The following is a 14,518-nucleotide window of genomic DNA, read 5'->3' as shown; positions in this document are numbered from 1 at the left end:
AATGAAACAGAAATTATCCGTAGTAAAAATTGGTGGCAATCTTATTGAAGATGCCGAAGGATGCAAAAAGGTATTGGACCTGTTCTCCAAAATGGACGGCAACAAAATTTTGGTCCATGGCGGAGGCAAAAAAGCTACCGAATTGGCCAATCAGATGGGGGTGGAATCCAAAATGGTCAACGGCAGACGAATCACAAATGCTGAAACCCTCGATATCGCCCTGATGGTCTACGGAGGATTGTACAGTAAAAAAATAGTGGCCAAATTACAATCTTTGGGCACCGATGCCATAGGAATGAGTGGAGCGGACGCCGATGCCATCCGCGCCCATAAAAGGCCCAAGAAAAATGTAGATTTCGGTTTTGTGGGCGATGTGGATACGGTAAACACCTACGGAATCTTTAAATTGTTGCAGGCAGGTTTCACACCCATATTTTGTGCCCTCACCCACGATGGTAACGGACAAATGTTGAACACCAATGCGGATACCATTGCCGCGGAAATCGCCATCGCCATGTCCGAACAGTTTGAGACCACACTCTATTATTGTTTCGAGAAAAAAGGGGTGCTTCAAGATATCGAGGATGAAAACTCGGTCATAAAGCACATCGACTCTCAAGGCTACGACGAGTTATTGGCCTACGGCATCATCGCTGATGGCATGTTGCCGAAAATGCACAATTGCTTTTACGCCCTTCGGAACAACGTATCCAAAGTTTGTGTAGGCAATACGAACATGTTGGAAGCGGACAATTCAGAATATACGACATTGACCTTATGAAAATAACCCAGGACATATTAACGGAAAAAGCCATTGAACTGCTTAAAAAACTCATCAGCACGCCGTCATTTTCGGGTGAAGAAGACAAAACAGGTGATGCCATTGAGGAGTTTTTAAAGAGCTTTGGGGTTGATACCAAAAGACAATACAACAACATTTATGCCTTCAACAAATATTTTGATGAGAGCAAACCGACCTTGTTGCTCAACTCCCATCACGATACCGTAAAACCGAACAGCGCCTATACCAAAGACCCGTTTGATGCACATATCGAAGACGGCAAACTCTATGGTCTTGGAAGCAATGATGCGGGCGGATGTCTGGTGTCGCTTTTGGCCACTTTTGTTCATTTTTATGACAAAGAAGGTCTAAGTCACAACATTATTATGGCCGCAACAGGAGAAGAAGAGGATGCGGGAGAGAAAAGCATTAGGGCCCTGCTTCCTATTTTACCACAAATTGATGTGGCCATTGTAGGCGAACCCACGTTGATGGACTTGGCCATCGCCGAAAAGGGATTGGTGGTTTTTGATGCCGTTGTGGAGGGAACCCCATCGCATGCAGCCCATCCCAATGATGACAACTGTATCTATAATGCCATTGAAACCTTACAATGGTTCAAGGATTATTCTTTTGAAAAGGTTTCCGAAGCCTTGGGCGAGGTTAAATTAACCGTCACCCAAATTAATGCGGGAAAGCAGCATAATGTTGTTCCTGCACAAGTGGACCTGGTAGTGGATGTACGTGTGAACGATTGTTACAGCAATCAGGAAATAGCGGATATTCTACAAAAAGAAGCACCTTGCAAAATGACCCCACGCTCCCTACGCTTGAACTCATCTTGCATTAATCCTGATCACGACTTGGTGAAAAGTGGATTGGCCCTAGGCCGAAAAACCTATGGCTCGCCAACCTTATCGGACCAAGCCGCACTGACTTGTCAATCAGTAAAATTGGGGCCTGGTGACAGTACACGTTCCCATTCGGCCAACGAATTTATCTTTGTAAGGGAGATAGAAGAAGGAATAGATATTTATATCAAAACCCTAACGGGATTTTTACAATAGCAAAAAACGAAAATTGGGCCCTGATCGTAGTCGAAGGGCAATAATATCGAAATCAAAAGATTCCCGCCTTCGTGGGAATGACAAAAGAAAAACTATGAAACTCTGGGACAAAGGATTCAGTACCGATAAAAAAATAGACCACTTTACCGTTGGCAACGACCGCGAACTGGATTTGGTTTTGGCCAAATATGACGTAATCGCCTCCAAAGCACACGCCAAAATGCTGGGCAAAGTGGGACTGTTATCCGAAGAAGAGGCCAAAGATTTGGTAAAAGCATTGGATGAAATCGCCAAAGACATTGAAAAGGACAAGTTTACCATCGAGGACGATTTTGAGGACATGCACTCGAAGATAGAGTTTATGCTGACCGAAAAATTGGGCGATACTGGTAAAAAAATCCATTCGGCCCGTTCCAGGAACGATCAGGTTTTGGTGGCCATGCAGTTGTTCCTCAAAGATGAATTGACCGAGATCAAAGATCAAGTAAAAGAACTATTTGACCTGTTGATGAAATTAGCGGACAAACACAAAAATATCTTGCTGCCAGGTTATACCCATCTTCAGATTGCTATGCCCTCCTCGTTCGGACTATGGTTTTCTGCTTATGCCGAAAGTTTGATAGACGATCTGTACTTTGTACAGGCCGCCCATAAAGTTGCGGACCAAAATCCGCTGGGCAGTGCGGCAGGCTACGGAAGCTCCTTCCCTATTGACAGAAGTTTCACTACAGAAGAAATGCAGTTTTCCACTAAAAAATACAATGTAGTGGCCGCCCAAATGGGACGCGGAAAAGTAGAGAAAGCAACCGCTTTCGGAATTTCGAGCGTTGCCGCCACCCTATCCAAAATGGCGATGGACATTTGCCTGTACATGAGCCAAAATTTTGATTTTATCTCCTTCCCGAACGAGCTGACTACGGGCAGCAGCATTATGCCGCACAAGAAAAATCCAGATGTGTTTGAGCTCATAAGGGCAAAATGTAATAAGATTCAAGCGGTGCCCAACCAATTGATCATGATCATGAACAATTTGCCCAGTGGATACCACCGTGATCTTCAACTGGTGAAAGAAGTCATGGTCCCTGCTTTGCAGGACATGCACGCCTGTTTGGAGATGATGACGTTCAGTTTAAAGGAAATCAAAGTGAACAAGGCCATTTTGGAAGACCCCAAATACGATTACCTCTTCAGTGTGGACACTTTAAACGAGCTTGTAAAAAGTGGCATGCCGTTCCGTGATGCCTACAAAACCATGGGCAAGGCCATAGAAAATGGCAACTTTAAACCCAAACGGGATATTGACCATACCCACGAAGGCAGCTTGGGCAATCTATGCTTGGAGCAGATAAAAGAGAAAATGGAGAAATCCTTAAATTCCTAAAAACACTACTACTTATCAAGTGTTGATTTCTGGTTTATCAATCCAAATGGGGCATTGATCAGTTGAGGCTGGAATTTAAACCCGAAAAATACTAACTTCACTGCTGTCTGCCGACAGGCAAGTATCGTACGCTAAAAATCATTGAAACTATATTTAGCTAACTGTTGGCATTCATTAAATAAAACAGATGAAAAGTAGTAATAAAGATTTATTGTTAGGAGGTATTTTTTTTATCCTGACAATTACCTTCATTGTAATTTCAATGACTAACAAACCATTCTTTGATTGGGTTTTTGAACGACACCATAATCAATGGAGTTGGTATTTACGACCTTTGTTTTTGCTTCCATTTTGCTATTTCGCCTACAGAAAAAGTTTTACAGGAATGATGGTTTCAATATTTGCCTTGTTCACAAGTATGTTTTGGTTTCCCAAGCCTGAGATTGTGAGTGAGAGTGTAATTGATTTTTTAGAATTTGAAAAAGAATATCTGTACGGAGAATGGAACTTGAGCAAACAGCTACTGACCTTGACAATCCCTATTTCATTTATAGCTTTAGGGTTAGCTTTTTGGAAACGAAGTGTGATAATGGGCATAGCGGTAGTTGTTCTTATGGCAACAGGCAAAATGGTGTGGAGTATTCAAAATGCAGGAGAGTCAGGAAAATCAATATTGATACCTGCAATTCTTGGCTTATTGATTTGTTGCGGTCTGATTTTCTACGGATTTAAAAGGTTAGAAAAAAAATAACGAAATGCCAACAATATATAGCAAATAGGGCGATTGTTGCTTAAGGAAAGTTAAGTTCCATTTACCAACACCGCCAAATCGTTGATTTAGTTCGCAAGTATTTTGAATTTTCAAAGGAGCTCATGAACTTACGTTTGGCTTTTAAGGATGAATAAATTAAAAACAAAATACAACGCGTTGGCTCGGTACAAAATTGAAAGTTTATCGCTCTCTACTGCCCTACTTGTCATATACTAAACGATAAGTGCCATTCCAAAAATTCCCTTTTTTTAAAATTTTTGGGTTCCTTCAAAAAGTCATACAGGCTTTTTACCAAAATTGTATCTTGAGCCATCAACTATAATGGTTTATTTATGCAACTTCGAACGGTAACCTTTGTATTCACTTTTATTTTTGCTTGCCTTACTGGAAATGCCCAAGACCTCTATACCAAAAATGAATCGGTAGATATCCAAAACTATGTTTTTGGTCTTCATTTAAACGATGCCTCCAACCAAATCAAAGGGGAGACCGAAGTAACGGTTCGTTTTAAGGAGGGCATGGTTCCATTTGCTTTGGACCTCATCCAAAAAACGGGAGAATTTGGCATGGAAGTGACGAGTGTGTTGGAAAATGACTCCAATGCAAGCTACACCTATACCAACAACAAAATCAACATCGTTCCTAAAAATTCGAACGATTCCGTACAGACGTTCACCATCAAATACCAGGGTGTTCCCGAAAGAGGTTTGGTCATCGATACCACCAAATTTGGAAAGCGCTCTTTTTTTGGTGACAATTGGCCCAACTTGGCCAGGCATTGGCTACCGTCCGTAGACCATCCGTACGATAAGGCCAGTGTGGAATTCCGAATCACTGCTCCAGAACAATACGATGTGGTGGCAACGGGCAAGAAAATCGAAGAAAGTAATCTGGAGAACGGTTACAAACTAACCATTTACGAAGAACCAGCTCCTGTGGCCACCAAAGTAATGACCATTGGCGTTACCGAGTTTGCTTCGCGAGTTGTGGACCATGTGGATAATATTGAGGTTTCGGCCTGGGTATATCCGCAAAACCGATTGGAGGGGTTTGGCGACTATACCGTGGCGGGCGATGTACTCGAATATTTTATAGATCATATCGGACCCTACTCATACGCCAAACTGGCCAATATGCAGGCCAAGACCCAATGGGGTGGGCTGGAAAATGCTGGTACCATCGCTTATTTTGAAAATTCTGTGACAGGCAATAAAACGGTGGAGCCATTGATTGCCCATGAAATTGCCCACCAGTGGTTTGGAAATTCAGCCACGGAGAAGAGCTGGAACCACGTTTGGTTGAGCGAGGGATTTGCCACGTATTTCTGTATCCTGTATTTGGAAAGCGAATATGGCGATGAGCGCAGAAAAGAGGAGTTGGCCATCGACAAGCAGCAAATCTTTGAGTATTACCGAAAAAACCCAGCTCCCATTGTCGACCTCACCATCAAAGACCCCATGAAGGTCTTGAGCACCAACACCTACCAAAAAGGGGGATGGGTATTGAACATGTTACGGCACAAATTGGGCGATGGCGTATTCTGGGAAGGTATTCGAAATTACTACGCGAAATACCAAAACAGCAATGTGCTAACAGATGACTTTCGACATGTCATGGAGGAAGTATCCGGCGAAGATTTAAAATCCTTTTTTGAGCAATGGCTATTTGTGAAGGGCCACCCACAGATCAAATGGAACTGGGACTACAGCAATGGGAACATCAATCTTAACATACAGCAATTACAAGACCATCATGTATTTGAGTTCCCTTTGGAAATAGGTGTGGTAAAAAATGGAAAGTTGACCATAAAAACCATTGAGTTGGACCAGCGCAACCAAAACATCCAATTGGAAAGCAAAGACCGACCCGATTCCATTGTTTTAGATCCAAATGAGTGGACTTTGTTCGAAGATATGGGGAAATTATAGCATCCGTCAATTGTAATAGAGCATTGGTCAATTTCCTCTCGAGATTTATCAGGAAATCTGTTAAATCCACTTATCGTATGCTAAAAATCATTGAAACGATATTTAGCTAATCATTGGCGGTCATGCTAAGTGACAACATTGCAATAGAGAAGGACAAAGAAGTGAACCAAATAATCGAACCTCCTGACGAGCTAGACGGGGCAAAAGTAATTAAGTGGGCTTGGTCCGGGGACAAATCTTTTGGCTTTATACCAACAGCGGACTCGAATGACACGATTGAAATATTTGGATTTGCTATTTGCCAATACGATGACTAAGGTAGTATTTACAGATTTAGCTGCGACAAGTACTGGAAAGTCCAACAAGACGGTGTATATGAATCTGTTGACGATGCACTGAGACAACTTCCCGATCAATATAAATTAGCGACCGCCGAATGGAAGACAAAGTAAAGACACCATTTGACGCACGAACCGCCAACAAAAGCTATAAGTACAACACGTAAATCGCCCCTCCCAATCACTCTATACTAAATCCATCAATTCAAAACAGCCATTCGTCAATTGATGTGGAAATTTCTGCCCCATATTTACTAACTTCATTATTTGATTTTTTCTAATCCCCCACTAGATAGACTATTAACATTCAACATTTCCATGGGTTGATTCATTAAAAATTAGGATTGTGGTAGAGGTTTCAGATATAAAAGCTTGGTTGGGTTATTGGAAAAAAACGCTGTTGGATGTTGACAGAAAAAGAATTGATGTCTCCACACATCCGATTCCCGTAGATTCCTACTTTATACAGCAAGTACCTCAAAAACACGCAAAATTCTTGTGGAAAATTTCTGGGGCCAACAGAGATACACCATATATAAACGTAGATATTTGCCCTTGTTCAATTCAACCAGAATTTGAACATGCCAAATCAAAGGAGCTGGAGGAAGAAATAACCTATCCTTTCTGGATTCCAGCAATAATGCATAAAGATGGGACACTTGAGCCACAAAAATCCAATAAGGGAGTATCCAAACCTTTTTTTGTTAGGGAATACCTTTCCCCCACCTACAAAGGTTCCTGTAATATCGCATCCATAAAAGATGTTGATATTGCCTTACAGAAAGTTGAGTTCAAAGACGATTCATGGGAAGCATACTGGAAAAAGTGTGAATCCTTTTTTTCGATTGTAACAGCGAAGAACTTTGATGAGTTCAACACAAAACATGAAAAATATATATTCATACAAAAAGGTGAACTACGCGGCCTAACCGGAAATATCCGAAAACTGTATAAAAGACTGGAAGAGGCGCCTCCTAAAAAAAGTTTACTCAATAACCTGATTGATGCCGGGAGAGTAAAATGCATGTCAATTCCTGATAAATCCACGATCATTCGGAACAAAAATCACATTGGGCAAATGAGTGGCGAGTTTCCTCTTTCCGTATCACAAAGAGAAAGCATCGGTTGTTTTAATCTTCTTACAGATTCCAATGTTTTGGCCGTAAATGGTCCACCAGGAACAGGTAAAACTACCTTTTTGCAATCCGTTGTTGCAAATAGTGTGGTCTCCACTGTTGTAAATCAGCAAAAACCAGAATTACTGGTCGCATGTTCTGCCAACAATCAAGCTATCACAAATATACTTGACAGTTTTGTGCTTGACTCTAAGGATAAATTGACCCAACGTTGGTTACCTGTCGTGTCCTCTCTGGGCCTGTACCTATCCACGAATGAAAACAGTACATATCAAACATGTACATCCGAATTTGGCAACGGTTTTATAAATGATTTTGAAAGTGACTCTATTGATGATAAAAAAGAGTTCTTTTTAAATGAGTTTGGAGCATATATTGAAAAAAGTAAGGACATTGAAGAATGTAAACATCAATTATTCAATATAGTTAAATCAAAAGTCAATCACATTAGGGAGCATCTTGAAATTGCTGAAAACTATGAGAACATAGGCCCGCTTTTAGAAAAAAGTGGATGTTCCAATCTTGATGATTTAAAAGTGCTTATTTCCACTATTCAAACCAAATTGGAGAATTGCAACGCTGAAATTCAACAAATCTCGGATGCAGAAAAGAATCTGATACAAGCAGAAAAACAACAACCATTTATTCAAAAAGCATTTCCTTTTCTTCCAAAATTTAAGAAGCGAAGGGCTTCACTTTTTCAAAGGATACTGTTACATATTGACTTGAAAGAAGTTTCGGATTACGGAAGTTACAGTGCTTTGATTCATTTGCTCAACGAGAGAATTATTTCAAAGACCAACGCGGCAAAACAGCTAAACATAGAGTTGACCCATGCCATGGACACCAAAAGCAAGATTGAGGAGTTTACTTCCAATTATCAATCCTGTATCAATAATTGGAACAACAATTATGGTAATCAATTAACAAAGCTTTACTCCACGACCGGTAAAGAATATCAAGACTTGCAACCTCTTGAGGATATGCAGGTTAGAATGGATATTTCGTTCCGTTATGAAGCTTTTTGGTATGCGATACATTTTAGAGAGGCAGAATATTTGCTGAACCTTGAGGCCAAGCTTGAAAAAAACAGTAAGGATAAAGAGCGGGGCAAAATTGGTTATAAAGAAAAACTACAACGGTTTGCGGGGGTAACACCTATTTATATATCTACCTTTCATTCCATCCCAAGGTTTAGCACCTTTTACGATAATGCCGAAGGTGAACAGGCCTATTACGATTTGTTCGACCTGATCATTGTGGATGAAGCAGGACAAGTTGCCCCAGATATTGCCATACCTTCATTTTCCTTGGCAAAGAAAGCAATTGTTGTAGGTGATGTATTTCAGATTGAACCTGTTTGGTCCGTAGAGGAACCACTAGATATTGTCAATCTTAAAATGAACAACATACTGGCCGAAGACGCCTCTATGGATGTAATAAATAGTTATAAAGATTCGGGGTTACTCTGTTCATCTGGCAATTTAATGAAAATTGCCCAACGTTCCTGTTTCGTAAAAGACGTTGACTTCGGAGGTACCCTTTTGAAGGAACATAGGAGATGTCCGGACAAAATTATTTCCTATTCAAACAAAAACGTATATCACAACAAACTGATCCTGACCAAAGGAAATCAAAGAAAGGTAGATACAGACCTTCCACTAAAAGGTTTTATGCATATTGAAAGTACGAGTGAGAAGGTTGAAAATAGTAGGCATAACAAGCAAGATGGCATCACCATTGCCAAATGGATTGAAAGTAAGAGGACGGAGCTAGAAAGTTCCTTTGGCAAAAAACCTATTGCAGAAATATTGGCCATAATTACTCCCTATAAATCCCAGGCATCCCTTATTAAGGATGAGCTGCTAAAGATTGATAAAAAAGCATATCAACCATTAATATCAGGTACCGTTCACGCCTTGCAAGGTGCTGAAATTGATATTGTTGTTTTTTCGTCCGTAATCACACCTGGTGACAGTATGCTATTTGCAGACAACCTAAATATGCTCAATGTAGCTGTTTCGAGAGCAAAATCGAGTTTTCTTGTTTTTGGCAATCTAAACGCTATTGATGCAACAAAGAAAAATCCATTAGGCCGTTTAAAACAATGGCTACAAGAAGATGAAAATTGTGAATTGTCCAACAAGATTGTTTTTGATACTACAGAAACAAATCATGATGTAATCCGCGTTAGTGATTTGAAAACACATGTTGGCACACTTAACCGAGCGTTTGAGATTGCAAAATCCGAATTGATCATTGTTTCCCCGTTCATTTCTTCAAATGCGATAGAATGCAATACAATCAAGTGCTATGATAACAATGACAAAAGAAAATTGAACTCAATTAAAATTGATTCCGTTAAAGAACAATTGAGCGCTACAGTGAGCAAAGGAGTAAAGGTGATTATAATTACCGACTCCACACTTGATCTACAAAATAATCAGCTAAAACCTGTAGCCCAGAAAGGCCGTGAGATAATTATACAAAGTGGAGCAAAGTTGAAATTGGTAAACGGCATCCATAGCAAAACAATTATAATTGACAATGACATAATTATTGATGGTTCGTTCAACTGGTTTTCTGCACTTCGTGTGATGAAAACAGCAAGTATTTTAGAAACGAATCATCTATCGTGGTAAAAGGTGAGCCTGCCAAAGCAATGATCAAAAAGGCTAAAACATTTTTGGAAAAGGCAATCAAATAAATTGCGTACTGCGCAAGATTGATATAGATGCTCGCTCTTGAAAATCTTCCTAGGCACATAAACCAATTTAAATTTTGTCTTAGAAGATGGTAAATTATAGCATCCGTCAACTGAAATAGGGCATTGGTCAATTTATACTAAAGATTTATCCGGAAATCTACTTACTTCACTCTCTGAATTAAAATTTTACCTTTGTATAAAAAATAATGGCGGATAAAGCATTTATAACATCCGAGATTTTAAAGTGGGCAAGAAAGTCCGCTAATATCTCTGTGGAAGATGCTGCCAAAAAAGTTTCTGTATCACCCGAAAGATATTTGACTTGGGAGGACGGAAATGATTTTCCGACAATTCGACAAGCTCAAATCTTGGCAAAAAGTTTTAGAAGACCATTTTCACTTTTCTTTTTACCAGAAATACCAAAAGATTTTCAACCACTACAAGATTATAGAAGAGATGATGCTCAGAAGTTAGATACAGCATCATTATTTATAATTCGTGATGTTCAAGAAAAACAGAACTGGATAAGTGAATTATACGAAGAAATTGGCGAAGACAAACTTCCTTTTGTTGGCAAATATTCTATCAATGATAACCCAGAAATTGTTGCTAGAGATATATTGAACACCTTAAAAATTAGTCCAAGTAATTATCAGAAAACACCAATTAACGAATGGATTGATAAAGCAGAAACTGCGGGAATATTTATATCTCGTGCTAGCTATTTGCATTCACATTTGGTACTAGATAGAGACTTAATTCAAGGTTTTGCGATTGCTGACAAATTCGCCCCTTTTGTGTTTGTTAATTCAAAAAATTGGAATGCACCACAACTCTTTACATTAGTCCACGAATTAGCACATATTTGGATAGCTAAATCGGGTATCTCAAATGAAATAGATATTGATTTTACTGATAGACCTAAATCAAAATTTCATCCAGTAGAATTGTTTTGTAACCAAGTTGCAGCCAATGCACTAATGCCAACGGAATTAATCACACAATTGGGAGCCGATACATTCGATTCAAATGATTTAATTTTTAAACAGGCAAAAGAACTAGGCATAAGTTCTTTCGCGTTATTAGTTCGTGCTTTAAACTTAAATTTAATTTCCCAATCAGAATATAAAATTCTGAAACAAGATGCTCAAGATGAATTTGAGAAGTTTTTAGAAAGAGAAAAGATAAAAAAGGAAAAACAAAGAGAAAGAAAAGGAGGTCCAGATGCTTACCTTTTACGCTTAAATAAAAACAGTAAACTATTCACGAGAATTGTAATGGATTCTTTCAATAACGGTTCATTGTCACCATCAATTGCAAGTAATCTTCTTAACACGCAGATTAATAAATTCCAAAAATTTGAAAAACTGCTAGCCTAATGTTCGAAGATGAAAAAGTAGTTTACTGTATTGACGCCAATATTCTTATTCAAGCTTGGCAAAAATATTATTCTCCAGAAATTTGTCCTTCTTATTGGGAGGTTTTAAACGATTTAGGTAAAAAAGGCGTGATTTTTATTCCCGAATTAGTTTATGAAGAAATAGAGAAAGGTGAGGACAATTTATTTGAATGGTTAAAAAACAGTGATATTCCGATTAGAAAAATTGATGGAGAAATAGCAAACTGTTTAAAAGAAATATATGCATCTAATCCAAGTCATAAATATTTAGTTTCAAGTAACGGAATTCACTCAAAGGCTGACCCTTGGGTAATTGCCCACGCAATTAAAGAAAATGCAATTGTCGTGACAAAGGAAACGAAAGATTATTTTAAGAAACAAACCAAAATTAAAATCCCTCATGTTTACGATAATATGAATGTTAAGTGGATTGACGATTTTGACTTTATAAGGGATTTGAACATAAAATTTACTTGTAAATCAGAATAAAGCCAGTGTATAAAAATAATAGCGGTTTAGTCGCTATAACGAAGTGAGTAATTTTATAATAAAGGTCGGTGATTAACATCAAAAGAGTGTATAAAATCCGCTACTGCTCATACACGAGACCGATAAGTACAACACCTAAAACACTCCCAACCACTATATCCTAAATCCACCAATATTGATTGAACTTAGTTATTTGATAGTATAGCCACGCTAGTTTTAATTCATTGTTAAAAAACAAAGTAAATTATTACATTTACTTCACTAAACAAACAATGATCAACCGAACCAACCCCACCCCCGCTTTTATAGCTTTTGCTATATTCTTTTGCGCATTTTCGTTTGCCCAAAAGAAAAATGCCGATTACAAAATCCATCTGTACAAAACCGACGAAACCCTCACCATCGATGGTATTGGTGATGAGGCCACTTGGCAAAAAGCTGAGGCCGCCAAGGACTTCTTTATGGTTTTGCCCATGGACGACCGTAAGGCCACACAGCCATCAGAAGTTAAAATGGTCTATGACGACAAACAGCTCTATCTCTTGGCCACCTTTTACAAAACGCCTGGAAACACCTATGTGGTGGAATCGCTTCGTAGGGACTTCTCCTTTGGGGGCAACGATAATTTTTTGTTGTTCATGGACCCGTTCAACAACCAGACCACGGGGTTTAGTTTTGGGGCAAACGCCTATGGCGCCCAATGGGACGGAACCATGTCCAACGGTGGCAGCATTGACCTTAACTGGGACAGTAAATGGGTTTCCGAAGTACAGAGCTATGAAGACAAATGGGTCGTGGAAATGGCCATCCCCTTTAAATCCATCCGTTATGAAAAAAACGTGACCGAGTGGGGCGTCAATTTTTCCAGATTGGATTTGAGCACCAACGAAAAATCGAGCTGGACACCGATTCCACGCCAATTTCCAACAGCCTCTTTGGCCTATACGGGCACAATGGTCTGGGACAACCCACCACCTAAACAAGGGCTCAACTACTCCATCATCCCCTATGTACTGGGCACGGTCGGCAATTCTAGCATCGAGGATATTACGTACGATAATGAATTTAAGGTAGGTGGGGACGTAAAACTTGGACTCACTTCTTCACTTAATTTGGACCTGACCATTAACCCTGATTTTTCGCAAGTGGAAGCCGACCGTCAAGTTGCCAATTTGACCCGTTTTGAGCTATTTTTTCCTGAAAGACGGCAATTTTTCCTTGAAAATGCGGACCTCTTTGCCAGTTTCGGATACGATGAGATTCGCCCGTTCTTTTCACGCAGAATTGGACTTGGCGTACCCATTGTTGCCGGAGCAAGAGTAAGTGGTAACTTGAACAAGAACCTTCGTTTGGGGCTAATGGATATGCAGACCGACAAATTGGACGAAACAGGATTGCCCAGTCAAAACTTTGCGGTACTATCTCTACAACAAAAGGTATTTTCCCGCTCCAATATTGGCCTCATGTTCGTAAACAAGGAATCGCTGGATTACAATTCCTTAGCCGATAGCCTGCAGACACAATACACTAAATTCAATAGAAATCTCGGGCTTGAATACAATCTGGCCTCTGCTGACAATCAATATAATGGCAAGGTATTTATGCTGAAATCGTTCGGTCCTGATTCCACCTATAATGGTTTTGCCCAAGGTGCCCATTTGGAATACAGTAGTCGTAAATGGAACTGGCGCGTACAGCAGGAGTATATCTCCGAGAACTTCACTTCGGAAGTAGGTTTTGTGCCCCGGAACAATTACATTAAATTGGAAGGTACCGTAGGGCATCTGTTTCTGCCGTCCAGCGATAAGGTGGTGAGCCATGGTCCGCAGTACACCGGTTATTACTACTTCGACCCGAGTATGAATTCAACCGATTATGTCTCCATTTTGGGGTACGCGGTAAACTTTATGGACCGTAGCTCGTTGGGAGTGGATGTTTTTAACGAATATGTACAGCTTTTGGCTCCGTTCGACCCTACTAATACCGGAAAAGAGGAATTGGCCGCAGGGACCCGCCACCATTGGAACGGCGTATACCTCTCCTATAATTCGCGACCTAAAAGTCTGTTCACTTACAATCTGACCACTCGTCTGGGACATTATTTTTCAGGAGGATACCGCACCAACCTTAATGCGGAACTCGGGTATAGGTTTCAGCCCTATGTTAGTTTAAAGGCTGTTCTCAGTTACAACAATTTAGATTTGCCCGAACCATGGTACACCACGGATTTTTGGCTCGTGGGCACTGAAGCCGATATTACTTTTACGAATAAATTGTTTTGGAACACGCTGTTCCAATACAACGAACAGGTCAATAATTTTGGCATCAACTCCCGATTGCAATGGCGCTATGCCCCTGCTTCGGATTTGTTTTTGGTCTTCAACAACAACGAGCAATTATCACCGCTTGAAGGTAATTTATGGTCGCTGACGCTCAAATTTACCTATTGGTTTAATCGGTAATTGCAATCCATCAACCCAAAAGGGGTATTCGTCAATTTTAGGTAAGCTGTCCTCCCGA

The 14,518-nt window shown here is 39.9% G+C and carries 10 protein-coding genes; all 10 read left to right on the top strand.

The genetic code is table 11. The features are described from left to right. The first annotated feature begins 1 nt into the window (after position 1). Positions 2-781, top strand: coding sequence for an acetylglutamate kinase (gene argB, locus K1F36_RS07975; protein ID WP_220113351.1), 780 nt, complete (start codon positions 2-4; stop codon positions 779-781). After that, positions 778-1,848, top strand: a complete 1,071-nt coding sequence (locus K1F36_RS07970; RefSeq protein WP_220113350.1) for a M20 family metallo-hydrolase — start codon at positions 778-780, stop codon at positions 1,846-1,848. The genes argB and K1F36_RS07970 overlap by 4 nt, the downstream gene beginning before the upstream one ends. 94 nt (positions 1,849-1,942) lie before the next feature. After that, on the top strand, positions 1,943-3,229 hold the full coding sequence (gene argH / locus K1F36_RS07965; protein ID WP_220113349.1) for an argininosuccinate lyase: 1,287 nt from the start codon (positions 1,943-1,945) through the stop codon (positions 3,227-3,229). Between the two features lie 187 nt (positions 3,230-3,416). Then, on the top strand, positions 3,417-3,980 hold the full coding sequence (locus K1F36_RS07960; protein ID WP_220113348.1) for a hypothetical protein: 564 nt from the start codon (positions 3,417-3,419) through the stop codon (positions 3,978-3,980). 353 nt (positions 3,981-4,333) lie between these two features. After that, a complete protein-coding gene (locus K1F36_RS07955) occupies positions 4,334-5,929 on the top strand; it encodes a M1 family metallopeptidase (protein WP_220113347.1) in 1,596 nt (531 codons plus the stop codon). A 122-nt stretch (positions 5,930-6,051) separates the two neighbouring features. Further along, positions 6,052-6,246 carry a hypothetical protein gene (locus K1F36_RS07950; RefSeq protein ID WP_220113346.1) on the top strand — a complete coding sequence of 65 codons (195 nt, stop codon included), beginning with the start codon at positions 6,052-6,054 and terminating at the stop codon, positions 6,244-6,246. 367 nt (positions 6,247-6,613) lie between these two features. Then, positions 6,614-10,045, top strand: a complete 3,432-nt coding sequence (locus K1F36_RS07945; RefSeq protein WP_220113345.1) for an AAA domain-containing protein — start codon at positions 6,614-6,616, stop codon at positions 10,043-10,045. Between the two features lie 271 nt (positions 10,046-10,316). Then, positions 10,317-11,489, top strand: a complete 1,173-nt coding sequence (locus K1F36_RS07940; RefSeq protein ID WP_220113344.1) for an XRE family transcriptional regulator — start codon at positions 10,317-10,319, stop codon at positions 11,487-11,489. Continuing rightward, complete coding sequence (locus K1F36_RS07935) at positions 11,489-11,998, top strand: DUF4411 family protein (protein ID WP_220113343.1); 510 nt, start codon at positions 11,489-11,491, stop codon at positions 11,996-11,998. Before K1F36_RS07940 ends, K1F36_RS07935 begins: the two co-directional genes overlap by 1 nt. A 272-nt stretch (positions 11,999-12,270) precedes the next feature. Next, positions 12,271-14,460 carry a DUF5916 domain-containing protein gene (locus tag K1F36_RS07930; RefSeq protein ID WP_220113342.1) on the top strand — a complete coding sequence of 730 codons (2,190 nt, stop codon included), beginning with the start codon at positions 12,271-12,273 and terminating at the stop codon, positions 14,458-14,460. Positions 14,461-14,518 lie beyond the last annotated feature (58 nt).

Source organism: Flagellimonas abyssi (assembly GCF_019457905.1).
In the GTDB taxonomy this organism is placed as follows: domain Bacteria; phylum Bacteroidota; class Bacteroidia; order Flavobacteriales; family Flavobacteriaceae; genus Flagellimonas; species Flagellimonas abyssi.
This window is presented reverse-complemented; position numbering and strand designations above follow the sequence as displayed.